This is a genomic window from Bradyrhizobium sp. SZCCHNS2022 (assembly GCF_032377575.1).
GTDB classification, from domain to species: Bacteria; Pseudomonadota; Alphaproteobacteria; order Rhizobiales; family Xanthobacteraceae; genus Bradyrhizobium; species Bradyrhizobium aeschynomenes.
Genome location: NZ_JAUHHZ010000001.1, coordinates 2,995,868 through 3,019,975, shown reverse-complemented (window position 1 = coordinate 3,019,975; position 24,108 = coordinate 2,995,868). Strand labels below are relative to the sequence as shown.

General features: G+C 63.4%; 19 protein-coding genes. 10 read left to right on the top strand and 9 right to left on the bottom strand.

The genetic code is table 11. The annotated features are described in order from the left end of the window. The first annotated feature begins 160 nt into the window (after positions 1 to 160). Positions 161 to 1,840, top strand: a complete 1,680-nt coding sequence (locus QXZ94_RS13430) for an ATP-binding protein (RefSeq protein WP_315720803.1) — start codon at positions 161 to 163, stop codon at positions 1,838 to 1,840. Positions 1,841 to 2,605: 765 nt separating this feature from the next. Here QXZ94_RS13430 and QXZ94_RS13425 read toward each other — a convergent pair. Together QXZ94_RS13425 and QXZ94_RS13420 are read right to left on the bottom strand one after the other, a co-directional pair. Beyond that, positions 2,606 to 3,100 carry a DUF302 domain-containing protein gene (locus QXZ94_RS13425; RefSeq protein ID WP_315720802.1) on the bottom strand — a complete coding sequence of 165 codons (495 nt, stop codon included), beginning with the start codon at positions 3,098 to 3,100 and terminating at the stop codon, positions 2,606 to 2,608. A gap of 183 nt (positions 3,101 to 3,283) precedes the next feature. After that, positions 3,284 to 4,054, bottom strand: coding sequence for an alpha/beta hydrolase (locus tag QXZ94_RS13420; protein WP_315726245.1), 771 nt, complete (start codon positions 4,052 to 4,054; stop codon positions 3,284 to 3,286). A gap of 216 nt (positions 4,055 to 4,270) precedes the next feature. Here QXZ94_RS13420 and QXZ94_RS13415 point away from each other — a divergent pair, with 216 nt between their 5' ends. Beyond that, on the top strand, positions 4,271 to 5,233 hold the full coding sequence (locus QXZ94_RS13415) for an AraC family transcriptional regulator (protein ID WP_315726243.1): 963 nt from the start codon (positions 4,271 to 4,273) through the stop codon (positions 5,231 to 5,233). Between the two features lie 74 nt (positions 5,234 to 5,307). Here the strand turns inward: QXZ94_RS13415 and QXZ94_RS13410 are convergent, their stop codons facing one another. Together QXZ94_RS13410 and QXZ94_RS13405 are read right to left on the bottom strand one after the other, a co-directional pair. After that, positions 5,308 to 5,772, bottom strand: a complete 465-nt coding sequence (locus QXZ94_RS13410) for a DUF4440 domain-containing protein (protein ID WP_315720801.1) — start codon at positions 5,770 to 5,772, stop codon at positions 5,308 to 5,310. Between the two features lie 196 nt (positions 5,773 to 5,968). Next, positions 5,969 to 6,214: a hypothetical protein gene (locus tag QXZ94_RS13405; RefSeq protein ID WP_315720800.1), complete on the bottom strand. Its 246-nt coding sequence runs from the start codon at positions 6,212 to 6,214 to the stop codon at positions 5,969 to 5,971. Between the two features lie 433 nt (positions 6,215 to 6,647). Between QXZ94_RS13405 and QXZ94_RS13400 the strand changes: the two genes are divergently transcribed. The 5 genes from QXZ94_RS13400 to QXZ94_RS13380 all read left to right on the top strand — a co-directional run bounded on the left by QXZ94_RS13400 (position 6,648) and on the right by QXZ94_RS13380 (position 14,446). Next, positions 6,648 to 7,325 carry a response regulator transcription factor gene (locus tag QXZ94_RS13400; RefSeq protein WP_315726241.1) on the top strand — a complete coding sequence of 226 codons (678 nt, stop codon included), beginning with the start codon at positions 6,648 to 6,650 and terminating at the stop codon, positions 7,323 to 7,325. A gap of 18 nt (positions 7,326 to 7,343) precedes the next feature. Then, complete coding sequence (locus QXZ94_RS13395) at positions 7,344 to 8,768, top strand: ATP-binding protein (RefSeq protein WP_315720799.1); 1,425 nt, start codon at positions 7,344 to 7,346, stop codon at positions 8,766 to 8,768. A gap of 145 nt (positions 8,769 to 8,913) precedes the next feature. Beyond that, on the top strand, positions 8,914 to 9,903 hold the full coding sequence (rpoH, locus tag QXZ94_RS13390; protein WP_315720798.1) for an RNA polymerase sigma factor RpoH: 990 nt from the start codon (positions 8,914 to 8,916) through the stop codon (positions 9,901 to 9,903). Positions 9,904 to 9,983: 80 nt separating this feature from the next. Beyond that, complete coding sequence (locus QXZ94_RS13385) at positions 9,984 to 13,166, top strand: efflux RND transporter permease subunit (RefSeq protein WP_315720797.1); 3,183 nt, start codon at positions 9,984 to 9,986, stop codon at positions 13,164 to 13,166. Continuing rightward, on the top strand, positions 13,163 to 14,446 hold the full coding sequence (locus QXZ94_RS13380; RefSeq protein WP_315720796.1) for an efflux RND transporter periplasmic adaptor subunit: 1,284 nt from the start codon (positions 13,163 to 13,165) through the stop codon (positions 14,444 to 14,446). Before QXZ94_RS13385 ends, QXZ94_RS13380 begins: the two co-directional genes overlap by 4 nt. A 58-nt stretch (positions 14,447 to 14,504) precedes the next feature. Here QXZ94_RS13380 and QXZ94_RS13375 read toward each other — a convergent pair whose 3' ends face one another. Continuing rightward, positions 14,505 to 15,128, bottom strand: coding sequence for a hypothetical protein (locus tag QXZ94_RS13375; RefSeq protein WP_315720795.1), 624 nt, complete (start codon positions 15,126 to 15,128; stop codon positions 14,505 to 14,507). A gap of 272 nt (positions 15,129 to 15,400) precedes the next feature. Further along, on the bottom strand, positions 15,401 to 15,661 hold the full coding sequence (locus QXZ94_RS13370; protein ID WP_315720794.1) for a hypothetical protein: 261 nt from the start codon (positions 15,659 to 15,661) through the stop codon (positions 15,401 to 15,403). Positions 15,662 to 15,972: 311 nt separating this feature from the next. Between QXZ94_RS13370 and QXZ94_RS13365 the strand changes: the two genes are divergently transcribed. The 3 genes from QXZ94_RS13365 (at position 15,973) to QXZ94_RS13355 (ending at position 18,054) form a co-directional block, all read left to right on the top strand. Continuing rightward, positions 15,973 to 16,251, top strand: coding sequence for a hypothetical protein (locus QXZ94_RS13365; RefSeq protein WP_315720793.1), 279 nt, complete (start codon positions 15,973 to 15,975; stop codon positions 16,249 to 16,251). A 159-nt stretch (positions 16,252 to 16,410) separates the two neighbouring features. Continuing rightward, positions 16,411 to 17,463 carry a catalase family peroxidase gene (locus QXZ94_RS13360; RefSeq protein WP_315726239.1) on the top strand — a complete coding sequence of 351 codons (1,053 nt, stop codon included), beginning with the start codon at positions 16,411 to 16,413 and terminating at the stop codon, positions 17,461 to 17,463. 87 nt (positions 17,464 to 17,550) lie between these two features. Next, complete coding sequence (locus QXZ94_RS13355) at positions 17,551 to 18,054, top strand: cytochrome b (protein WP_409998745.1); 504 nt, start codon at positions 17,551 to 17,553, stop codon at positions 18,052 to 18,054. A gap of 114 nt (positions 18,055 to 18,168) precedes the next feature. Here the strand turns inward: QXZ94_RS13355 and QXZ94_RS13350 are convergent, their stop codons facing one another. From QXZ94_RS13350 to QXZ94_RS13340, 3 genes are all read right to left on the bottom strand, one after another. Next, positions 18,169 to 19,416 (bottom strand): oxalate decarboxylase family bicupin, encoded by a 1,248-nt coding sequence (locus QXZ94_RS13350; RefSeq protein WP_315720792.1) that lies wholly within the window; start codon positions 19,414 to 19,416, stop codon positions 18,169 to 18,171. Between the two features lie 359 nt (positions 19,417 to 19,775). Beyond that, entirely contained in the window at positions 19,776 to 22,919 is a 3,144-nt protein-coding gene (locus tag QXZ94_RS13345; RefSeq protein ID WP_315720791.1) for an efflux RND transporter permease subunit, read from the bottom strand. Further along, positions 22,916 to 24,091: an efflux RND transporter periplasmic adaptor subunit gene (locus QXZ94_RS13340; RefSeq protein WP_315720790.1), complete on the bottom strand. Its 1,176-nt coding sequence runs from the start codon at positions 24,089 to 24,091 to the stop codon at positions 22,916 to 22,918. The genes QXZ94_RS13345 and QXZ94_RS13340 overlap by 4 nt, the downstream gene beginning before the upstream one ends. Positions 24,092 to 24,108 lie beyond the last annotated feature (17 nt).

Below are 24,108 nucleotides of genomic sequence, written 5' to 3'. Positions count from 1 at the left end.
AACTTGAACATGTTTCCTGTGATCCGAATGGCGGAATGCCAGTGCGGTTTCTCTTTCCGACACGTGCACAAATGAGCGCTTACGGGCTGAGAAGGCGGTGTCGTAACGCGCGACGGGCGTCGAGAGAAGACTTCGAATTTCGTCAAAGGCGGGCTTAACAATGGACGCAGTTGCGCAAGTGCGCGGTCGTCTTCTGGTTGCGTCGGAGAACTCGGTTGCCGGGAGCCGAAATTGGCTTGACCCGGTACTCGCCGATCAGTTCGTCGGCCGGTGGTGCGTGGAGCTTCCGAGCCAGTTCCTGCCGAGAGCTGAGCACCTCTCGATCGAGGAACTTCTGGTCAACACTCGTCTGATTGATTTGAATGGCGAGGCTCTGCGGTTGATGCGGGCTTCGTCAGCCGATGAACTGGCCGGCGCTAGCCTGGTTCGCTTCGTTGCGACGTCATCGCGTCCCGCGGTGGCCGAGCTTCTGCAGAAAGGACGTGACGAGTTGTCGGTGGTGACGCCGGTATCGGTATGTCTCTTGACGAAGTCGGGTAGTCCCGTCGGGCTTCGCCTTGCGGCCGCACGAATGCGGGAAGCCGATGACCGCCTGCTTCTGCTGGGCTGTGAAGGGCCGCTTCCCGACGCGGCTGTTGAAGAGCTGATCAAGAGCGAGGAGCGATATCGCCGGCTGTTTCAGCGAATGCCGATTGCGCTGTGGCGCGTCGATTCGCGGGGCATAAAGGCGATCCTGGGCGAGGCCCGCGAAGCCGGCGTGAGCGATCTTGTGGCTCACTTCCATCGCCATCCAGAGCTCCTCGACTTTGCGATGGATTGCATCACCATCGCGGAGGTCAACGACCTGACGGTGCAACTCTTCGGCGGCAGGTCGAGCGTCGATTTCATTCGTCCCATTCGCACCTATTGGACGGCCCGCCCCGACACGCTGCGGCGGGTGATTGACGCCAGATTTCGCGGCTTCCCAAATTACGTCGAGGAGACGCAGGTCTGCGGCATCGACGGGCGGGTCGTCAACGTCCTGATGTCGATGGCATTTCCACCGGCCGACGATGCGGATGGCGATTGTCTGGTCGGCATGCTCGACATTACGGACCGCCTGAATGCGGAAGCGCAGCTTCGCGAGTTGCAGGACGAATTCGCGCATGCGACCCGCATTTCGATGCTCAGCGAATTGACGGCATCGATTGCCCATGAACTCAGGCAACCCCTGGCGGCGATCACGACGCATAGCGGCGCTTCGGCACGATGGCTCGGCGCGACGCCACCTGCCATCGATCAGGTACTCAAAGACCTGGACAGCATCGAGAAAGCGTCGGGCCGCGCGAGCGCCATCATACAGCGCATTCACAGAATGGCGATCAATGAGGCGGCTCAGTGGACCAGCGTCGACATCAACGCCGCGATTGCCGATACCGCAATCTTTCTCAGACACGATTTGCAAGTCCGGCAGGTCGAGTTGGTGCTCGATCTCGAGAAGGGGCGACCGATTGTGTCAGGCGACGAAGTGCAATTGCAGCAGGTCATGCACAATCTGATCAGAAACAGTGCCCAGGCGATTGCCGATGGCCAATGTTGGCCTCGGCGCGTGACCGTTTCGACTGCGCGTCACGGCGACTGCCTTCGTATCGACGTCGAAGACACTGGCCCGGGAATTCCGCCTGAACATCTCGACAAGCTGTTCAGAGCATTTGAGACGACGAAGCCGGGAGGTATGGGCATCGGTCTGACGCTCTGCCGCTCCATCGTGACCTCGCACGGCGGCTCGATCGAGCCGGACATGTCGTTCCGCAATGGAGCGAAATTTCGCGTCACCCTGCCGCTGCAGGCGACGCCCTGACGTCAATTCTCAGACCGCGGAGGAGTGCCGAGCAGACACCATCGGCTGCCGGGTCGGAGAGGAAGTAGGACGTATTCGGACGCATCGGTAGTGGAGCCATCGCGCGAGCGGCGCTGCCGAGGAGCACGCCGGCCCAGATCGTATCCTTCAATCTCTGCACGGTCGTGCCAAGGTCGCCGCCGAGGTGATGGCTGTTGGTCCAGGGAAGGCTCCGCCCAGCTCGTTGTCGACACCGGAAAACCCGTTTCAGGCGGAGATGACGCGGAAGTGAAGCGCGCAAATAAAACATGATTGGGACGAGGCGCCGGCCACCTTAGATCGAGATCATGCAGAGAGGCGATGGAGTGCGGGTCATGTCTTCGATTGCAGCGTGTTCTGTTTGGATGCTTGGGCTCCTGGTCGCGCTATGTCTTCCGGAGAGTGCATCCGCCGCGGCACATCGCGATCAAGAGTGGCGGCATGCCGTGGTTCATCCTGCCAATGCACGGCGCCCCTTGTCCTTCGGCTCCGATCCCGGCGTCCCGCCGGGCTGGTACAAATTTCCTGGTTACCCGCCCATCCCGCCAAGCGAGAACCGAAATCTTGATCCCTCCAACTTTGGCGGGGGATGAGATCGATCGATGCTGATCGACGACCGGCCGATGCGGTCGAAGGCCGGGGCGTTTCTTGTCGACGTCGCGTCCGGTCAGTCCATTTGCGCGCTCGCGAAGCGATGGCTGCGTTCGTGCAGACTCACTTCAGCGACGCCAAGCACGTCCGGGAAGGTCAGCCCGCACATTCACGGAGCAAGGTCGTGACCTTCTCATCGAGCTTTCGTGCAACTGCGAGAGCCTCCGTGTTGCCATAGCGACGCAAGTAGCTCGCCATCTTGTCGTAGGAGATGTGGACGCCATCGGGACGCTCATCGATGAGCAGTGTAACCGGCGCGTAGGATCCTGCGTCGGGTACGTGCTTGACCATCTCCTTCATGATCAGGGGATTGCCGACCACCAAGCGCACGATCTGGGGCGCCTTGGATCCGGTCTCGCGGCGCAGAATTTCGCCGAGATCGAACTCGGCGAACAGCATGAGGTCGGTTCTGCCGAGACTGCGCTTTACAACGCGTTCCAGATCCGGGAAGGACGTTGTCGCCCGGGTCTCCTCGAAGAATTCGAGCATGTCCGGCTGCCCGACCGCAGACTTGAGCGCAGCCACGACGTTGTTGAAGGGTTTCGAACTCGTGATGCTGAAACGCTCGACCTCTACTTTGGTGATTGTCATGCGTCCTCCGCAAATATGTCAGTTCGTGTCGCACCGATTTCATGCGCATCGGGCGGCAAATCCAGGAAAGCCCGGGCATGGACGACGAAGGTCTCGTGGTGCTGAAACAAGGCGCCATGGCCCGAATCAGGGTCAAGGACCAACTGAGGCGCGCTCCCGGCTCATGTGCCGGGAGCGATCCCCCTACTTGGCGAGCGCTGCCTTTTCGATCACCTCGGCAACCTGCTTGGCGTGGACGACGAGGGAGGCATGGCTGCCGGCGACATCAGTGGTCCGAGCCTTGATCCTGGTCGCGAACGACTTCTGGGCCTCGGGCGCCAGCACCTTGTCTCTCGTCGTGATCACGTAGAACGTCGGCTTGTCGTGCCAGGCCGCAACGGTGACCGGCGCCTCGAATGCAACATGGTTCAACGGAAGCTGTGAGTTGGCCAGGTGCTCCGCGATCGTCGGAGGAAGCTCCGGCGCGACCGCCGAGGGAAACACCTTCGGATCGATGTACAGATTGCCCTTCGCGTCGGGATGGATCGCGCTGGCGCCCTCGGTCGGCGGGCCGGCCTTTGCCAGTGACGCCAGGGATTCACCGACGTCAGGCGCGAAGGCGGACACATAGACCAGTGCCGAAACCTTGGGATCGTCGCCGGCCTGCGTGATCACCACACCGCCCCAGGAGTGCCCGACCAGCACGGTCCTGCCGTCCTGCTTGGCGAGCGCCTGCCTGGTGGCATCGGCATCGGCGGCAAGGGAGGTGAGCGGGTTTTCGACGAGCGTGACGTGGTAGCCCTTCTTCGTGAGAATATCGGCAACGGGCTGCCAGCTTGTCTGGTCCACAAAAGCGCCGTGCACCAGCACGATGTTGTGGGCTGCTCCCTTCGGCGGTTCGGCGGAAAGGGCAGGGCCCGCCAATGTGGACCCGGCCAGCAGCGCGGTGACGGCTGAGAGGAAAATATGTCGCATTGAATGTTTCCCTATGGACAGCTCGGACGGGCGGCGTCCGATGAAGTGGATCGTTTCCAATGAGGTCGCGGCTGTTCCATCCCGTCGTCGGCGAGAAGACCGCGGCGCGCATCATCGGCCCCGCTGCGGGATGACCTAGTGCGCGGCGCCTTCGGTCCAAAGATGTCAACCGTCCAGTTGTTGTGTCCGATCGTCCACCGCACTAACCTTGGCGGCATGGATATGCTCACGCCAGTGCTCGATCGCGTTCGTCTCGGCGGAACGCTGCTGTTTCACTTCGAGCTCGGTCATCCCTGGCATCTCGAGTTGCCGGTGCGCCCCTATGCGCTGTTTCACTATCTGAGCCAGGGCTCAGCGACACTCGCCCTCGGACAGGCGCAGGAAATCCAGATGACGGCGGGAGATCTTGTCGTCCTCACACGCGGACAGCCGCATGTGTTCTATTCCGATCGGCAGGCCAAGCCGCTGCGGATCGTGGACATCGATCGATCGTCGCCGCACCTCGGAGTCCTTCGACACGGCAGCCGTGCGAAGCCGCTCTCGACCATGATCTGCGGAAATTTCACCGTGGCACGGCCGCTGTTTGGTAACGTGCTGGAGCTGCTTCCACCCGTGCTTCTGCTGAAGCCGATGGCGGATGGTGGCTGGCGAGAGGCCATCCTGCAGCGCATGGTCGGCGAGGCGGCAACCGAGCGTCCCGGCCAGCGCGCCGCACTTTCACGACTGACGGAAGTCCTGTTCGTCGAGGTCCTCCGAACCTGGATCGCGTCCCTCGGTCCCGGACAAGGCGGCTGGCTCGGGGCGATATCCGACCCACATATCGGACCGGCGCTCAAGCTGATTCATGAAAATCCCGAGCGGCCCTGGACGCTGAGCGATCTCTGTCAGAGGGTTGGACTTGGCCGCTCGGTGTTTTCGGCGCGCTTTACCAAGCTCGTCGGCCAATCCATGCATCGCTATGTCATCGAGCGCCGAATGGCCGAAGCGGCGTTCCTGCTGGAAAGCAGCGAGGAGCCGATCGCTCGGATCGCAAGCCGGGTCGGATACGAAACAACGGCGGCGTTTTCAAAGCTGTTCCTTCGACACCACCGCCTGTCGCCCGGCCGGTACCGGGCTGTTCGACGTTCGGACGTCGGAGAAGGACAAGGCGCCACTTGGAAGCCGGACGCAGCCGGTTGATCAGGCCTCCGACAAGATGACGAACGACGCTGTGCAAGCGGTCGTCGTTTGCCGCGCCGTTGCTCCGGCCGTCCTCATTTCTTGAACTGCGTGTCGGCAATCGGCATGATCGACGCGAGCTTCCAGCCATCCGAATCCCGAACAAGGGTCTGGCTGATCAGGAACTTGCTGCTCTGCGGCTCTGCCCCTGGCAGACCTCGCGTGAACACGATTGGGACCAGAATCTGCGCAACGCGATCCGAGATCAGCGCGGCATGGAATTCCGACATGTCGGGCGCGACAGCCCACGTCCCTCGATAGTAATCGCTGAAACGAGCCGCCACCGCCTCCACGCCTCTGATTTCCAGACCTCGAGAGAGAAACAGAACATTGGGCGAGGTCCACAGCATCGATTTCACCTTGGTCACGTCGTGCGCATTCTGGGCCGCCACGAATTGCAGGAAGAAGTCACGTACACCGTCCTTGCCGGCCTGTGCGAAGGCAGGTTCGTCGAAAGCCGCGGCGGCCATGATCAGATATGCGATTGTCATCTTCTTCATGCGAGCGTCCTTCCGTGGCAGATGCAATGCGGTCTTGAGACAATGATCCCGAGATCAGATGCGGCGGGCCTCCGCTGCCCCGCCACTGGCGCTGTTCGCCAGACGCGCACAGGCGGCCGCCAACATGGCCGGCCGCCTGTGCCGCCGAACGGCCACGGCCTGGCGGGGCGCTCGCCCGGTCGTGACGTCGCCCGGGTCAGAAGCTGCCGGTGCCGGGCTCGCAGGGGACGTTGTTGCCGGTCCATGGCGCGGTGGCGAACGCACCGACGCGCGGCGCCGGAATGCAGGCATGGCCGCCCTGATAGACGAGCGTCTCCGGTCCGACCGGTGCGGTCCTCATGACGGATCGATGTTTGATCGGATGATGAGTGTGCGCCATGGCGGGGGCTCCAAGCATGGTGACGGCGATCAGTCCGGTCGACAGCAGCGTGAGAGTGGTCATCGGGATTCTCCTCGTGGATTAGCAGGCGGTCCCGGCAAGCGATCCAGGCCGTCCTGCGCATGACGTGCGGACGATCGGCCGCGAACCAAATGCACGAAACGCTCACCGGCCTTCAACGGCGCGTGATCCCGGCCTTTTCCGAAAGCACGATCGTGCAAATCCGTAACGTTCGCGAGGCCGGCGCGTAACGGTTGAGTGGTGCGGGACATATTTGTAGTGCCGCCCTGCGGCAGGGAGGCGAGACATGATGACGACGATGATCGATCGGAGCCTATGCGCACCGCCGCTGTCTGCGATCGATCGGAATAGCCTGACATGTAATTCAGTTGTGCCTGATCCGCTGTCGGGACTATCTGCGCTAAGGACCGGCGGAGCTTCGCATCATGGCGCTCGCAACCGGTCTCAACGTCTCCCAGCATGCGGGACCAGCACCATGAGACGAATTCTCCTGATCGAGGATGACAGCGAAACCGCTGCCGCGATCATGTCCGAACTGACCGAATCCGGGTTCGAGGTGCGGTGGGCGGCGGACGGCATCGGCGGTCTCGACCGCGCGCGCGAATCCGCGCCGGACGCCATGATCGTCGATCGCATGCTGCCGGGAATGGACGGGCTTACCGTCATCGAGGCCTTGCGGAACGAGCAGGTCAGAACACCGGTGCTGGTACTGAGCGCGCTCGGCGCGGTCGATGACAGGGTGCGCGGATTGCGCATGGGGGGAGACGACTATCTCACCAAGCCATTCGCGCTGGTCGAGCTCGTCGCCCGGGTGGAGGCGCTGCTACGCCGTCCCATCGACAACCGCGAAACGACGCTGCATGCCGGGCCGCTGGAGCTCGATCTGATCGAGCGCACCGTGCGGCGTGGCGAGCGTGAGATCGATCTGCTGCCGCGCGAATTCCGCCTGCTCGAATACATGATGCGCCGAAGCGATCAGCTGCTGACGCGCGCGATGCTGCTCGAAGAGGTCTGGGACTACAAATTCGTTCCAGCCACCACCAACCTGATCGACGTCCATATGGGCCGCCTCCGCCACAAGGTCGACGGTCCCGGCGAAGCGCAGCTCATCCATAACGTGCGCGGCGCCGGGTTCATCCTTCGTATCTGCTGACAAGGTTCGGGCCGATCGATGCGTCACATTCAGTTCATCCGTTCGAACACGTTCCTCTGGGCCGCAGGCGTGGCCGCCATGTTGGCGCTGTTCGTCGCCGGGATGTTCACCTTCATCTACCGGGAGATCGATGACTATCTGATCAGGCGGTCTGACCGCATGATCGCAACCCAGCTCAACTTCATGGCGGAGCTGCCGGCCGGCCGCCTCAATGACGCGATCTCCGATCATCTGCAGCAGGATTCCAGGGGCGTGCAATATGCCGGGCTGTTCGATGCCGCGGGCGTTCGGATGGCCGGCAACATCGCGCGGCTGCCGCCGCAGCTCGATCTCGGCGGGGCGGTGCAGAGCGTGCGGCTCACCCGGGTCGTGCCTTCAGAGGCTCAAGACGATGCCGTCGTGAAGGCAGCGGGCAGGCGGCTCGGCAGCGGTCATATCCTGGTGATGGGCAGGAATGTCGACGAGGTGAGCGAGATATCCCATGTTGTCGGCCACGCGTTGCTGCTCGGTCTCTTGCCGGCCTTCTGCTTGTGCCTGCTGTCCGGGGCTTGGCTCAGCATCCGCGCCCAGCGTCGTGTGGAGCAGGTGAACCGGCATGTGCAACGTATCGTGGCCGGCGATCTCCGCGAGCGTCTGCCGCAGACCCAGGCGGACGATCCGTTCGCGCGGCTGGCTGGGATCGTCAACGGCATGCTCGATGAGATCGAAACGACGGTCAACGCGCTGGCCGGCGTCGGCAACGACATCGCCCACGACCTCCGGACGCCACTGACGCGGGTCCGCCTGGCACTGGAGCGGGGCCGTACGCACGCAACAACGCTGAAGGATATTCAGGATGTGGTGGACAAGGCCATCGCTGGCATCGACCAGGCGCTCACGATCATCACGGCGCTGCTGCGCCTCGCCGAGATCGAGGGCAGCCGACGCACCGCCGGTTTCGGCGCGGTCGCGCTCGACGAGATTCTGCGGCGGGTCTGTGACGTCTATGAGCCGATTGCCGAGGACAAGGACATCAAGATTCGGGTCGTCATCGATCGCACGGCCGAACTGCTGGGCGACCGAGACCTGCTGTTCGAGGCGGTTGCCAATCTCGTCGACAACGCCGTCAAGTTCACGCCGCGCGGTGGGCGGGTGATGCTGGAGCTGGTGACGGACGACGACGGCGTGCATGCGCGCGTGACCGATACCGGCCCCGGTATCGGTGAGGGCGAGCGCGAAGCGGTACTGCGGCGGTTCTATCGATCCGACAAGATGCGTCACACGCCCGGTATGGGATTGGGGCTGAGCCTCGTCGCAGCCATCGTCAAGCTGCATGGATTTCGCCTGACCATTCATCCCGGGCCGGGCGGGCGGGTGGAGATCTTCGCCGACCGGAGGGAGCTTGGCGAAGCGGTGTCGGCCGGATACGACCGCGCGCCTGACGCCAGCCTCGCGCCAGTGTGACCGCAAGCTCCGCTCGTCTTGCGTGCGAAGCGGAAATTGCGTCGAGAACCCTGGAAGCGGAATCGCGCTTTTCAGGAGCAAATATCGGAGCCGAAGCCGGAGGCGTCTTGAGCTCCGTTCGCCGGTTTGAATATGGGAGCAGGAGATGTCAACGCGCCACGTGGGTTTGAGCAGGATCGATATCGCCGTGCCGGGCAGGCGAGCTGCGGTCAGTGCCGAGCATTCGTATTCCTCCGTCATCCGCCGTTACGGTCTGCTCGAGCGCGACCAGGAGCAGCAGCTGGCGCGTCGCTGGCAGGAGACCCGGGACGGCGACGCCGCCAACACGCTTGTCACCAGTCATCTGCGGCTGGCGGCCAAGGTCGCAAGGAGCTACAGGGGATACGGCCTGCCGTTCGCCGATGTCCTGGCCGAGGCCAATCTCGGGCTCGTGATCGCGGCCTCGCGGTTCGAGCCCGATCGCAACTCCCGGTTCTCCACCTACGCGACATGGTGGATCAAGGCCGCCGTTCACGAATACATCTTGCGCTCCTGGTCGCTGGTCAGGATCGGAACGACTGCGGCGCAGAGGAAACTGTTTTTCCGGCTTCGGGGCGAGATGCGAAAGACCGTCGACGGCGCGAGCGCGGGGCTCACGCCCGATGTCGCCGAGGCGATTGCCGTCAAGCTCGACGTCTCCACCCGCGACGTGATCGAAATGGACGGCCGTCTGCGTGGCGACCTGTCGCTGAATGCGCGTGTCGGCGGTGACGAGGAAGGGACCGAGTGGGAGGCTCTGCTCGTGGACGGCGCGAGCGACGCCGAGACCGTGCTTGCCGACCAGGATCAGACGGAGCAGCGGACCGGCATCCTGCGCACCGCGCTCAAGGTCCTCACAGCGCGCGAGCGCTGTGTGTTCGAGGCGAGGCGGTTGTCCGAGCGCCCCCGGACGCTCGATGAGCTTGCGCGCGAGCTTTCGATTTCGAGCGAACGCGTCCGGCAGATCGAGATCTGTGCCTTTGCGAAGGTCCGGCGCGCCGCCATCCGAGCCACGCAGCCGCCGTCTCTGGCGCCGCCTGCTCTGCGCGACGACGTGTTGAACACGGCGCACGAGCGGTCACTTCGACATGAACGACGGCAACGTCAGCGATGCTGAACGCGTTTTCATTTGAACGGTCGCGCAGCGCTGCCATCTGAACAGAGATTTCGCGCAACCCGCTCCAGGCAGTCGACATCATGGGAATTGTCCGCTTCGCGCTTCGCTTTCCGCACACGTTCTATATCCTTGCGGCGTTGATCATGTTTCTTGGCGGCCTCGCGATCTGGGCGATGCCGACGGATATCTTTCCCGAGATTCGCATCCCAGTCGTGACGGTGATCTGGAGCTATACCGGTCTTTCGACGCCGGAGATGGAGCAGCGCGTCAGCACGTACAGCCAGTATTCGATCAGCGCCAATGTCAACGGCATCAAGAACATCGAGGCGCAGACGCTCAACGGCCTGTCGGTTCAGAAGATCTACTTCCAGCCCGACGTCAATCTCGATCTCGCGATCTCGCAGATCGTCGCGGGAACGAATGCCATCCGCGCCCTGATGCCGCCCGGGATTCAGCCGCCCGTCATCGTGCAGTTCAACGCTTCGAGCGTTCCGGTGCTGCAGCTCAGCCTCGAATCCGACAAGCTGAACGAGCAGCAATTATATGATTTCGGCATCTACCGGATCCGCCAGCAGCTGGCTCCCGTTCCCGGGGTGACGCTGCCCACGCCCGCCGGCGGCAAATATCGTCAGATCATGGTCGATATCGATCCGGCCAAGCTGCTGTCGCGCGGGTTGACGCCGCTCGACATCGTCAATGCCGTCAACACCCAGAACCTGACGCTGCCGACCGGCACGGCGAAGATCGGCGACACCCAATACACGATCCGGACCAACGCGACGCCTGCATCGATCAAGGACCTGAACCTGATCCCGGTGAAGTTTGCGAATGGCGCGACCGTCCAGCTGAAGGATGTCGCCCAGGTCCGCGACGGGTCGCAGGTCCAGCAGAACATCGTGCGCGAGGACGGGCATCGCTCGGTGCTGCTCAGCGTGATCAAGAACGGCAACGCCTCGACACTTGCCGTGGTCAATGGCGTCAAGCATGCGCTGAAATCGATCCGGGCGGCGGCGCCTGCCGGGATGAAGATCCGTGAACTGTTCGACCAGTCGGTGTTCGTGACCCATTCGGTCGACGGCGTGCTGCGGGAAGGCGCGATCGCGGCGGGTCTCACGGCGTTGATGATCCTGGTCTTTCTAGGATCGTGGCGGTCGACGCTGGTTGTCCTGATCTCCATCCCGCTCGCGATGCTGTCCTCGCTCACCGTCCTGTATTTCCTGGGCGAGACCCTCAACACGATGACGCTCGGCGGTTTGGCGCTCGCGGTGGGCATTCTGGTCGACGATTCCACGGTGACGATCGAGAACACGCACCGGCTCTGGACCGAAGAGGGGATGCCGCTGTCGGAAGCGACGCTGCACGGCGCCGCTGAAATCGCCGTGCCGACACTGGTGTCGACGCTTGCGATCAGCTGCGTCTTTACCTCCGTCGTCTTCCTCGAAGGGCCGGCAAAATACCTGTTCACGCCGCTCGGCCTGGCGGTCGTGTTCGCCATGCTGGCATCCTACGCGCTGTCGCGAACTCTCACGCCGATCACGATCGGCCTGTTGCTGAAGGGCGAGCGGCGCCACGGCGAGGGCGGGCATCGGTCCGGCCTGTTCTCACGCGCGTCGGCCGCGTTCGAGCGCGGCTTCGAGCGCCTGCGTGAGAGCTATTCGGCGCTCCTGACCATCCTGCTGCGGCGGCGCTACATCGTGCCGGTCGTTGCCGCGCTCGTGCTGGTTCTCGGCGGTGTGATGTTCCTCTTTGTGGGCAGGGACTTCTATCCTCTGATCGACGGCGGCGATATTCAGCTGCATGTTCGTGCGCCCGCCGGGACCCGTATCGAGCGCACCGAGGCGATCTTTCAGGCGGTCGAGGACAAGATTCGCGAGGTCATCCCGGATCGCGATCGCGAGCTGATCGTCGACAATATCGGACTGCCGGCGCGATCCTACAATCTCGCGTTCACCGACGGGTCCACGATCGGGGTGAACGACGGCACGATCCTGGTGTCGCTCAAGGACGGCCACAGGCCGACGGCGGACTACATCAAGAAGCTGCGCCAGGTGCTGCCGGCGGCATTCCCCGAGGATGTCTTCTATTTCCAGGCGGCCGATATCGTCACCCAGATCCTGAATTTCGGCCTGCCGGCGCAGATCGACATCCGGACTGTCGGCTATGGCGACAACAATCTGGCGGTGGCGAAGCAGCTGCAAAGGAGCCTGGCGCAAATTCCCGGAATCGTCGATGCGCATCTGCAGCAGGAGGTCGATGCACCCGCCTTCTATGCCGACATCGACCGCACCCGCGCCGCGCAACTGGGGCTCAATGCCAGCACGGTGGCGACCAACATCAATGTCAGCCTCTCCTCGTCAGCCCAGGTCTCGCCGAACTTCTGGACCGATCCGACGTCGGGCATCCCCTACTATCTGGCCGTGCAGACGCCGGAGTACCGCGCCAACTCACTCAACGCGCTGGCGAATACGCCGGTGTCGGCTTCGCTTGCTGCGAGCGGACAGACGGTGCCCGGCCTGCTCAGCAACGTCGCGACCTTCAAGCGGGGCACCGTACCGACCAATCTGAACCAGGCCAATGTCCAGCCGGTGTTCGACGTCTATGCCAGCGTGCAGGGGCGCGATCTCGGCAGCGTCGCGGCCGATATCGACAAGCTGACCTCGACGCTGAAAAAGCAGCTGAAACCGGGAAATTCGATCGACGTCCTCGGACAAATCCAGAGCATGCATCAATCGTTTCGCGATCTCGGGATCGGGCTGCTGTTTGCCGCCATCCTGGTCTACATGCTGATGGTGGTGAACTATCAGAACTTCGGCGACCCCTTCGTCGTCATGATGGCCTTGCCGGCGACCCTCTGCGGCATCGTGACGATGCTGTTCATCACCGGGACGACGCTGAACGTGCCGTCGCTGATGGGGGCGATCATGGCGGTGGGCGTCGCATCGGCGAATTCCATCCTGCTCGTGACCTTCGCCCGTGAAGCGCAGTTGAAGGGGCAGTCCGCGTTCGAGGCTGCGCTCAATGCGGGCCGCACCCGAATCCGCCCGGTGCTGATGACGGCTGCCGCGATGATCGTGGGCATGATCCCGATGGCGATCGGAGGCCCGGGCGAGGAGCAGAACGCGGCGCTCGCCCGCGCCGTCATCGGCGGGCTGCTGTTCGCAACGCCGACCACGTTGCTGATCGTGCCTTATCTGTTCGCCGCGCTGCGCAAAGGCAATGACGGCAAGCCGCAGCACGGCGTGTTCGAGGAGCAACCGGCATGAGCGACGTTCGCGTAAGGATCGATGGCGACGGCTTGAACGAACGGCCCGATGCGGACAGCCGCCTCGTTGAGCCGCAAGCCAACGAGAGGCGGCCGCGCCGCAGACACGGCGGCGTCTGGTTCGGCGGCGCCATGGTCCTGCTCGTTGCCGGCGGCCTCAGCCTCGGCGGCTGGCGGCATTATCAGGCCGCGCGCGATCTGGCTGACTCGGCGGAGCAGGCCAGAACCGCCATTCCCGAGGTGCGGGTGGCGACGGTCCGCGCCAGTGGCGACGTCATGAAGGTCACGCTGCCGGCGACCACGACGGCGTTCGAGGCCGCGAACATCTTCGCGCGAGCCAGCGGCTATATCGAAAAACGCCATGTCGATATCGGCGATCACGTGAAGAAGGGCGATCTCCTTGCCGAGATCACCGCGCCCGAGCTCGACCAGCAGATCGCGCAGGCGCAGGCGACCCTGGCGCAGAACGAGGCCGCGCTGCAGCAGGCGCAGGCGAGTCGGGAGCTCGCCGACGTCACCAATTCGCGCGACAGCAATCTGGTCAAGCAGGGCTGGCTGACGGCCCAGCAGGGCGACAACGACCGTCTTTCTTTGCGCGCACAGCAGGCGGCCGTGAATGTTGCGCAATCGAACATCACGGCGCAGGGGGCGCAGATCCGCGTGCTCGAGCAGGAGAAGGCCTACCAGCGCGTGGTGGCGCCATTCGACGGCGTGATCACGCAACGCAATGTCGACAATGGCAGCCTCGTCCAGGCCGGGTCGACCTTCATGTTCACGCTGATGCATGCGAACGTCATTCGAACCCAGGTCTTCATTCCGCAGGACGAGGCTTTCGGCGTCGCGCCGGGTGTCGATGCCGACATTCGCGTACCCGAGATTCCGAACCGCACCTTTCCGGGAAAGGTCACGCGAATCGCGACAGCCCTGCAGCCGGGAAGCCGGACGCTGCTGACCGAAATCGACGTCCCCAATCCGGACAACACGCTGAGCCCCGGGATCTATTGCACGGTCGATCTGTCGATCCCGCGCAAGACCCCGTCGATGTCGGTTTCGGCCGACGCACTGATCTTCAATCAGAACGACCTCCATGTCGCCGTGGTGCGCGACGGCATCGTTCATTTGCAGAAGGTCTCGATCGCGCGCGACTTCGGCACCTCGATCGAGGTCCGCGACGGCGTCAAGCCGGGCGATCAGGTGGTGCTGAATCCGCCCGTCAATCTGGTCGAGGGCAGCAAGGTTGCCATTCGCAAGCCCGATGCGGCCCTGGGTGAAGAGACATGATGCGGATCGTCTGTGCGGCGCTCGCTGCCCTGCTGCTCGGCTGCGCTCCGGGGCAGGCTCAGGTCATGACGACAGGCAGCACGGCGATGGGTCTTCCGACCGTGCCGGGTGCGATCGTCACGTCACCGCTCAACAGCCCCGGGCCGTTTTCGGCTGCGACTGTGCCAGGCGCGCCTGATACGACGCTGGCGCCTGTCCCGCTTGCGCTGGATCCGACGACACCTGGCACGGCCATCGTCTGTGCAACGCCATCGACTTCTCCCGCGCCAGTGCCGGTGACGCCGGCGGTCACGAGCACGGGATTGGCGACAACCGGCAACGTGCCCACGGTCGCGCCCGTGATGGGACACACCCCCAGCTCGATCGGGACCATTCCGGCGGCGGCACCTGTGGGCACGGCGCCGCCCGCCGCCTGCAGCTCGACGCCCGGCGAAACGGTGACGACCGCTGCATCCTTGCCGCTCTCGATCGCGGACGTGCCGACGGGGCCTCCGCCCGGCACGATCTCGCCGGTCATCGCTGACGCCGGTGGCACGGGCATCGACTTAAATGCTGCGGTTACGCCGAGCCCCAACAGCTCGACCTGCGCGGAAGGCGTCTCGATGAATCTGGCGTCGATGGCAACGGTTCTACCCGCCAACGCGACGGGTGCAGCGGCGACGCCGGGAGTTGCACCGGTCATGCCACCGGGCTGCTGATCAACAAGACGCGTGTTGGCCCAGCAACTGCTTGATCAGTTCATGGGCAAAACGTGCAAGGCGATGGGATCACTTGGCGCCGACGCGTGGGCACGGGTCATGATCTGTGCTGCGCTGGCGTTGCCTTTGCGCGCATCTCGCGAGGTTTCACGGCGCGCATGCTGCGGCTTTCGGTGTAGCGGCCCGTGAGTACAGCGGCATGGCGCCGCTGTACTCCACCAACGATGCCCAGACGCAGCTGTCAGGCCGCATCATGTCAGTTCGCTCCGTCCTGCCACCTGCGCCAGTCGTGATGGTGCACATGACTCCAGCGAAAGACCGGAGCCGCGCCGCCGGGACGCTCGAGGCCCATGCGGCCGGCCGGGGTCAACGCGCCGCCACTGAGCACGTCGCGATCGGGGTACATAGAGGCAAAGGCCGCAGGCTCCTGGTCGGCGAAGGACCACGCTGCGGACGCGGAGGACAGTGTTGCTGTTGAGAGCAGCGCCGTTGTGATCATGATCTTGAATACGCTCATGGCGGTTCTCCATTGTCGTCTCGTGCGGAGAAACGCTTTGCGAGGATCGCTGACCGGCTTGTGGCGTTTCCAGAATCTTCTTCTATGCCGGCATATATAGGTCGCCTGATCAGCAAATCTTGTGAATGCGCATCACGCGTGCGGGAAGATCGCTGCGTGCAAGACATGATGGCGAGCTAACAACGAATAGCTTGCACATCGCGTAGGTAATGCTGTCACTGATGTCAGAGATGATCGCACGATCGTGCATGGTCAAATCGCGCGCGGCACCCAGTTCTAAATTCGGGGCTTATCGCGTCAGGAGTGCAGCCATGAGGCCGATTTCCATTTTGTGCATCGTCACCTGTCTTGCGCTTGCGAGCGCAGCCTCCGCCCGCGCCGGCCGTTCTTCCATGTCTATGATGGGCGGCGGGACATTTGGGACGACCGCGAGGCAGCCCGGGATCAACTCGCTCGGCACAGCGTTTTCATCGTCCGAGCGCGGCGGCCATGCGATGAGCGGGCCATTGCTCGGTACGGACCGAGCCCTTGTCGAGGAAGATGCTCGCCTTGAGAAGATGCTGGAAGGATCGATCTGCCGCGGCTGCTGAGGCTGTCGTCAGTGTCCCGGCGTGCTTTCGCGAAATCCGTGGCGCGCTCGGGGAAGATCGTGCGGGCACGATCGCGCTAGAGATGCCTTGGTCATTCGCGCGGAGAGCTGTGGGTTCGATCGCCAGACATCTTCGGCGCGACCGCGACAAGGAGTCCTGATGAAATTGCCTGCTGGACTGGAGAGTTCGTGCCCTGGATCGTTGATCCTGATTGTGGCCGTCGTCGGCTCGGGCATGGCTGCGTTCGCCTACACGGCGGGCTGGCTCTCACCTGGGCGTCTCACGCCGGATCGGATCATTGCAGCATTCACGCCTCCGAGTGGCCCGCCGCTCGGACACCGGCGCAATCATGCCAAGGGCATCTGTTTCACCGGCACGTTCGAAGCCAATGGAAATGGTGTGGCGCTCTCCCGCGCCCACATGTTGGTGCAGGGCCAGTATCCGGTTCTCGGACGTTTCAATCTGGGCACCGCCGATCCGAATGCGGTGGACGCGACCGTGCGCGTCCGCGGCGTAGGGCTGCAGATATCAGCGGCAGACGGCGAGGAGTGGCGGATGGCAATGATCAATCCACCAGTCTTTGCGGTCTCAACGCCTCAGGCGTTTCACGACCTGCTCGTCGCTGCCGGAAAGAAGGATCCGCAGGCGATGAACGCGTTCGTTCGCGCCAATCCGGGGTTTTCCGGCTTCGCGTCCTGGGCCATGGCGGCCCCATGGACCGCAAGCTACGCGGAGGAGCCCTACAACAGTCTCGACAGCTTCGTCTTCACCGATGCGAAGGGTGATGAGCACACGGTGCGATGGTCGTTTCTGCCCACGGCACGGCCAACTGCCATAGCGCCCGCGGAGCTCGACAAGCGCGGCGCGGATTTTCTCGAGCAGGACATTGCCGAGCGGGTGCGGTCTGTTCCGCAACGATGGACCATGGTCGTCACCGTCGCCGGTCCCGGCGATCCCACCGCCGATCCGAGCAAGGCCTGGCCGGAGGACCGGCGCAGGATGGAGGTCGGAACGCTGGTCGTGCGGCGAATTGAAGCTGAACGGGATGGGCCCTGCCGCGACATCAATTTCGATCCCACTGTGCTGCCACGCGGAGTCCATGTCTCCGACGATCCCTTCCCGGCGGCGCGCTCATCGGTCTATCGCAAATCCTATGATCTGCACTCCGCCGAAGCTGGAGACTATCCGAGAACCGGAGCCGACAAGCCATGACCAAAGCCATTGTTCAAGCCAACGCTCCCGCCATGACCGACGCTGGCCCTCGCTTCGCCCCCGGCCCAGCGTTTGCTGCACTGGCTGATGGCGATCTGTATCCTGACCATGCTCTTCATCGGAGTCGGCATGGTGTCGACTGTCGCGCCAAAATACCTGCCGCTCGTCCTGATCCACAAGACGCTCGGCGTCGCGCTGCTGTTTCTCGTTTTGATCAGGCTGGCGCTGCGGCTTCATTTCGGCGCGCCACCGCTGCCGGCCGATCTCCCGCAGGCAATGAAGCTCGGCGCGAAATGGTCGCACGTGCTGCTTTATGTCCTCATGATCGCCATGCCGCTGCTGGGCCTCGGCATGCTCTGGACCGCCGCCTATCCGGTCGTTCTGTATGGCGGGATTGTAATTCCGGCGCTGCTGCCGCAGAGCGATCGTGGGCATACGCTGCTCTGGGCCGCTCATGTCTATCTGGGCCTCGCGTTCTTTGCCCTCGTGATGCTGCATCTGGCTGCGGCGCTGTTCCACGCCTTGATCCGCCGCGATGGCGTGTTTGCGGCGATCTCGCCGCTTCCGCAGCGCGAGCGGGCCGGGGGATGACCCGCCGCGCAAAACCCCACCCCGGCGCTCTTGTGAGGCGCGGCACGAAGGCCAGTTGCGACAAGCAAAGAAAGGTGCCGTTTCCGGCGCCTTTCTTGCGAAGGATGTTTCCGTTCATGATCTCGGCATGACGCCAGGGCCGTTATCCGGCCATTGCGCGATCAGCTTCTCGTCGATGTTGAAGTGCTGAGCGACCAATCCGGGCGGCGTGTGCGTGAGCCAGTTGGAGAGCGAGACCTCCTCATAGCGCGAGGCACGAAACACGCCCACGAACTGAAGTTCAGTATCGCCGACATTCTCGACATAATGGCCGAGATTGCGCCGAACATAACCGATATCGCCGGCCGAAAAATCGGTCGTCAGGGCGTTGGGACCGGTATCGAACACGGTCATCCGCGCCTTGCCCTTGATGTAGTACTGCCACTCGTCGGCGTTCGGATGCCAGTGCATTTCCCGCAATGCTCCCGGCGGCATCGTCACCAGCGCGGCGGCGATAGTGACGGACACCTTGAAATTGCTGCTGTCGGCAACGCGGATGCTGCCGGCGGGGCTTTCCCTGGCCGGAAGCGAACTGCCGAGCGGATGGATGAATGGATAGGGCGGTGTCTCCGCATGCCCAGTCGCTGCGGCGCGATCGACGGCGAGATCGCCAGGTATGGTGCCTTGAAAGATCCAGCGGTTGTGCAGGGGGATCCTGGCGAACGCGTCGGCCGGCACACCGAAGTTCTTCGCCAGCACCTCGGGCGGCGTATGGGCAAACCAGTCCGTTACAAGCAGCGTGTTGAACTCATTGGCGTGGCCATCGTCGAAGCAGATCACGAACTCGCAGCCATCGGGGCCAAGACCCTGCAGCGAATGCGGCGCGCCCGGCGGGAAATACCAGAGGTCGCCGGCCTTCAGGTCGCCGACATATGGGCGTCCCTGGGTGTCGAGCGCGGTGATGCGGCAGGAGCCGTAGGTCATGATCGCCCATTCGGCCGCCTGATGCCAATGCAGCTCGCGGATGCCGCCGGCGGCAAGCCGCATATTGACGCCCGAGATCTCCTTGGAGATGGCGAAGTCCTCGACCGTGACCTGACGGGCCCAGCCGCCATCCTGGATGCGCCTTGGCGCGTTGTTGAACGAGGCCCAATCCATCGGCTGTCCGCCGACGTCGGTCGGCGGCGGGGTTTGCGCAGAGGGAAATTGCCTGCCGAGCGCCGGATTCTGCGGACCGGGATCGCTCGAGCTTCCTGGGCTCCTGGCGTTGACGGCGCCTTGCGGCGGCTCGTCCGGATTGCCGAAGGTTGCGGCCTGCGCGCTGGAGCCGACGATGGCGGCGCCCGCCGCGGACATGGCCAGTAGATCACGTCTCGAAAACATCTTGGGTCGCTCCTGAAAATGTCGAAAGCCCTCTGTCGCGACGGGACTCCCATATCCAACCCTAGTTTGCGCTTGCCGCATCAGCTTCCGTGAATGGCGCTCATTTTGCCGGAATGCACTGGCTGTGTGGCGGAGCTGCAGGGGACCCGAACGTGTGCAATTGAGAAATTGGGTTTCGTTCCGGAGGGACGTTTGGTCTGCGGCCGGAGCCATCAAGGCGTTAGAACGTGATGCGACAGGTCTACTCCAACGCCGGTGAGAGATCGTTTGCGTTTCCACAGGTGGTTGGCCGAAACGCACGAAGCCAGGATGGGGCCGGTCGCCGCCTGCAGCCGTCCGTCATGCCGATGATGACCCCTTCAAGCGGGCTTCTGGCGCAATCCCGCCTCTGCCTCTGTCGCGGGTGGCGTGGATGTCTCGGCGGCGTGCGGCTTGCGACCCGTGAACCAGTTGCCGAGCCGGTCGAGATAGAGATAGACGACCGGCGTGGTGTACAGCGTCAGGATCTGCGACAACATCAGGCCGCCTACGATCGTGTAGCCGAGCGGCTGGCGCAGCTCCGCGCCGGTGCCCGACCCGATCATCAGCGGCACACCACCGAGCAGCGCTGCCATTGTCGTCATCAGTATCGGACGGAAGCGCAGCGTGCAGGCCTGGTAGATCGCCTCTTCCGGGCTGAGCCCATTCCGGCGTTCCACCTCGAGTGCGAAGTCGACCAGCATGATGCCGTTCTTCTTCACGATGCCGATCAGCAGGATGATGCCGATGATCGCGATCACGCTGAGATCGATGTGGACCGCCAGCAGCAGGAGGAGCGCGCCGATCCCCGCCGAAGGCAGCGTCGACAGAATCGTGATCGGATGGATCAGGCTCTCATAGAGCACGCCGAGGATGATGTAGATCACGATCAATGCCGCGCCGATCAGCAGCGGCGTGCCCGACAGTGAGGATTGGAAGGCCTGGGCATTGCCCTGGAACGAGGTCGCCAGCGAGGCCGGCTTGGCCGTGTCCCTTTCAATCTTCTGAATTGCCGCCACCGCGTCGCCGAGCGCCACGCCAGGCCGCAGGTTGAACGAAATCGTCACCGAGGGGAACAGGCTCTGGTGGTTGATCAGGATCGGCGCCGGCTTGATGACGCTGTGAACCAGCGTGCTCAGCGGCACCTGCTGGCCGGTGGCCGAATTCAGGTAGATGTCCTTCAGCGCTTCGGGGCCGAACTGGAAACGCGGGTCGACTTCCATCACGACATGGTACTGGTTCAGCGAGGTGAACATGGTGGAAACGATACGCTGGCCGAAGGCGTCATCGAGCGCGTTGTCGATCGTCGTCGGCAGAATGCCGAAGCTGGAGGCGACCTCGCGATTGACGGTGACGTCCAGTCGCGGGCCGGCATTGGCCTGGTCGCTCGCCACGTCGCTTATGAGGTTGAGGGCTCGGAGCTTGGTCAGAAAGATATCCGACCAATGCGTGAGCTCGTTTGAGTCTGCATCCGTCAGCGTGAACTGATATTGCGTCTTGGACAGGCGGGCGCCGATGGTGATGTCCTGCGCGGCCTGCATGTAAAGCGTGATCCCCTGGATGTGGGCGAGACGCGGGCGCAGCCGGTTGATGATCTGGTCGGCGCTCGCCTTGCGCTCAGGCTTCGGCTTCAGCACGATGAAGATTCGTCCCTGGTTGAGCGTCGCCGTCGGGCCGCCGGGGCCGATATAGCTTGCCACCGACTGGATCTCCGGATCCTTCGACAGGATGTCGACGATCGCCCGCTGGCGCTCCGACATGGCTGGGAAGGAGATGTCCTGGGCGGCCTCGGTGATGCCGACGATTTGCCCGGTGTCCTGCTGGGGGAAGAAGCCCTTTGGAATGACGACATAGAGAAAGCCAGTGAGCGCGATGGTCGAGAGCATCACGAGCAGCGTTGCGAAGCGATGCCGCAGCACCACCCGCAAGCCCCGCGCGTAGAAGCCGAGCACGGCATCGAAACCGCGCTCGAACAGGAGATAGATCCGGCCGTGCCTCGTTCGGGACCGGTCCTTCAGCAGGCGCGCGCACATCATCGGCGTCAGAGTGAGGGAGATTGCAAGTGAAAGCAGCAGCGAGGCGGTGATGGTGATCGCGAATTCCTGGAACAGCTTGCCGACATAGCCGCCCATCAGGAACAGCGGGATGAACACCGCAATCAGCGACAGCGTGATCGAGACGATCGTGAAGCCGATCTCGGCGGAGCCCTTGAGTGCCGCCTCGAGCGGCGTCATGCCCTGCTCGAGATAGCGTACGATGTTCTCGATGACGACGACGGCATCGTCGACCACGAAGCCGACCGCGATCGACAAGGCCATCAACGATAGATTGTCCAGGCTGTAACCGAGCGTGTAGAGGACCGCGAATGTGCCGATCAGCGCCAGCGGAACCGTGATCGCCGGGATCACCGTGGCCCAGAAATTCCGCAAGAACAGGAAGATCACCATGACCACCAATGCGACGGTCAGGAGGAGCGTGAACTGTACGTCGGAGACCGCGGCGCGGATGGTGGCAGTCCGATCAGCCGCGATCGTCACCTTGATCGCGGGCGGAACGGAGGCCTGAAGTTGCGGCAGCAGCTTCTTGACGCGGTCGACCGTCTCGATGACGTTGGCGCCGGGAACACGCTGGACCGCCAGAATGATGGCCGGATCCTTGCCGTACCAGCCGGCGAGCAGGTCGTTTTCGGGTGCCTCGATCGCCGTGCCGATATCGCGCAGGCGCACCGGTGAGCCGTTGCGATAGGCGATGATGAGGTCTTTGTAGGCGGAAGGCTTCAGCAACTGGTCATTGGTGTTCAGCGTGTAGGTGACGCGCGGGCTGTTCAGCGTCCCCTTGGGCAGGTCGACATTTGCGCCAGCGATGACACTGCGGACGTCTTCGAGGCCGATGCCGCGGCTGGCGAGCGCCTGCGGGTTGACGCGAATCCGGATCGCTGGCTTCTGCTGGCCGCCGATGCCGACCAGGCCCACGCCGGGCACCTGTGAGATCTTCGGCAAAAGGATGTTCTCGGCATAGGCGTCGACCGTCGTCAGCGGCAACGAATCCGAGGTCAGCGCGATCAGCATGACCGGCGTTTCCGCCGGATTCACCTTCCTGATCGTTGGCGGGTAGGGGATGTTCGGCGGGAGGAAGGGGCTCGCGGCATTGATCGCCGCGAGCACATCCACCGCCGCGCTGTCCACCGTGCGCGACAGTTCGAATTGCGCCGTGAGCTGGGCGACGCCGAGCGCGCTGGAGGAGGTGAGCTGCGTGATGCCTGGAATCTGGCTGAGCTGTTGCTCGAGGGGCGTGGCCAACGATGAAGCAATGGTGTTGGGATCCGCCCCCGGCAATTGTGCCGAGATCTGGATCGTCGGATAGTTGACGTTCGGCAGCGCGCCGACCGGCAGCAGCGGATAGGCGGCAATGCCGCATAGCAGCAGCCCGGCCATCAGCAGCGCCGTTGCAATCGGCCGCACTATGAAGGGCGCGGAGAGGTTCATGGGATCGCGTCCTGCACGGCGCTCTGCAGGTCGGCTTCCTGCGCGGCTTTGCCATGCAGCTCGCGAACAGGGCTGCCTTCCGTCAGATGATACTGGCCGTCGATCACGACGACGTCGCCCGACTTCAGCCCCTGATCGATCAGGGCCTGTCCGTCGCTGATCTGGGCGACGTGGACCGAACGCAACGCCGCGGTCTGGTCTTCGGTTACGACGTAGACATAGCTGCCGCTCGGCCCCTGCTGCACGGCCGAACCGGCGACGGTCAGTGCGTCCTTGCGGATCTCGAGCAGCAGGCGCGCATTCACCAGCTGCCCCGGCCACAGCCGGTGCTCCTGGTTGGGAAAGACCGCCTTGAGCTGGACGGTTCCCGTCGTGCCGGCGATCTCGTTGTTGACCAGCAGCAGCGTGCCCTCGCCGAGCTTCGTCTTGTTGTCCTGGCTGTAGGCGATGACTTTCAGCGGGCCCTTTGCGGTTTGCTCCTGGATGATCGGCAGGTCGGTCTGGGGCAGAGTGAACAGCAGCGAGATGGGCTCGATCTGGGTGACGACGACGAGACCGTTGGCGTCGGTCGGATGAATCACGTTGCCGACGTCGATCTGGCGCACGCCGGTGATACCGGGAATCGCGGATGTCAGGCGCGTGTAGCTGAGCTGAACGTTGGCCTGATCAATCTGGGCTTGGTCGGCCTTCACGGCGGCTTTGAGCTGGGCGACCTGCGCCTTCTGCGTGTCGATCAGTTGCGGGGTCGCGTAACCTTTGTCACCAAGCTGATTATAGCGGGCGAGATTGGCCTCCGCATTGGCCAGCTGCGCCTGGTCCTTATCGCGATTTGCCGTCAGTTGCTCGATCTGTGCCTCGAAAGGGCGCGGGTCGATCTGGGCGAGCAGATCGCCGCTCTTGACGGTCTGTCCTTCCGTGAAGGCGATCTTTACGATCTGCCCTTGTATCTGGCTGCGCACGACATCGGTATTGTAGGCGATCACCGTGCCGATGCCGCGCAGATAGATCGGAACGTTCTTGCCGGTGACGGTGGCCGCGACCACCGGTACAGCGGCGGGCACCGGCGCAACTGTAATGGCCGACTTCTGGTGGTCTCGGGCTATGAACCACAGGGTTCCGCCGAGCAGGATCGCAGCGATCGCCAGGAGCACAAAAGTGATGAGCCGCTTCACGGTGATGGACCTTGTTG

Excerpts from the sequence above, each read along its gene's own strand:
- QXZ94_RS13430 (WP_315720803.1), top strand. The coding sequence starts at position 161 with ATGGACGCAGTTGCGCAAGTGCGCGGTCGTCTTCTGGTTGCGTCGGAG.
- QXZ94_RS13425 (WP_315720802.1), bottom strand. The coding sequence starts at position 3,100 with ATGACAATCACCAAAGTAGAGGTCGAGCGTTTCAGCATCACGAGTTCG.
- QXZ94_RS13420 (WP_315726245.1), bottom strand. The coding sequence starts at position 4,054 with ATGCGACATATTTTCCTCTCAGCCGTCACCGCGCTGCTGGCCGGGTCC.
- QXZ94_RS13415 (WP_315726243.1), top strand. The coding sequence starts at position 4,271 with ATGGATATGCTCACGCCAGTGCTCGATCGCGTTCGTCTCGGCGGAACG.
- QXZ94_RS13410 (WP_315720801.1), bottom strand. The coding sequence starts at position 5,772 with ATGAAGAAGATGACAATCGCATATCTGATCATGGCCGCCGCGGCTTTC.
- QXZ94_RS13405 (WP_315720800.1), bottom strand. The coding sequence starts at position 6,214 with ATGACCACTCTCACGCTGCTGTCGACCGGACTGATCGCCGTCACCATG.
- QXZ94_RS13400 (WP_315726241.1), top strand. The coding sequence starts at position 6,648 with ATGAGACGAATTCTCCTGATCGAGGATGACAGCGAAACCGCTGCCGCG.
- QXZ94_RS13395 (WP_315720799.1), top strand. The coding sequence starts at position 7,344 with ATGCGTCACATTCAGTTCATCCGTTCGAACACGTTCCTCTGGGCCGCA.
- rpoH (WP_315720798.1), top strand. The coding sequence starts at position 8,914 with ATGTCAACGCGCCACGTGGGTTTGAGCAGGATCGATATCGCCGTGCCG.
- QXZ94_RS13385 (WP_315720797.1), top strand. The coding sequence starts at position 9,984 with ATGGGAATTGTCCGCTTCGCGCTTCGCTTTCCGCACACGTTCTATATC.
- QXZ94_RS13380 (WP_315720796.1), top strand. The coding sequence starts at position 13,163 with ATGAGCGACGTTCGCGTAAGGATCGATGGCGACGGCTTGAACGAACGG.
- QXZ94_RS13375 (WP_315720795.1), bottom strand. The coding sequence starts at position 15,128 with ATGACCGGTGCAACTCCCGGCGTCGCCGCTGCACCCGTCGCGTTGGCG.
- QXZ94_RS13370 (WP_315720794.1), bottom strand. The coding sequence starts at position 15,661 with ATGAGCGTATTCAAGATCATGATCACAACGGCGCTGCTCTCAACAGCA.
- QXZ94_RS13365 (WP_315720793.1), top strand. The coding sequence starts at position 15,973 with ATGAGGCCGATTTCCATTTTGTGCATCGTCACCTGTCTTGCGCTTGCG.
- QXZ94_RS13360 (WP_315726239.1), top strand. The coding sequence starts at position 16,411 with ATGAAATTGCCTGCTGGACTGGAGAGTTCGTGCCCTGGATCGTTGATC.
- QXZ94_RS13355 (WP_409998745.1), top strand. The coding sequence starts at position 17,551 with ATGGCGATCTGTATCCTGACCATGCTCTTCATCGGAGTCGGCATGGTG.
- QXZ94_RS13350 (WP_315720792.1), bottom strand. The coding sequence starts at position 19,416 with ATGTTTTCGAGACGTGATCTACTGGCCATGTCCGCGGCGGGCGCCGCC.
- QXZ94_RS13345 (WP_315720791.1), bottom strand. The coding sequence starts at position 22,919 with ATGAACCTCTCCGCGCCCTTCATAGTGCGGCCGATTGCAACGGCGCTG.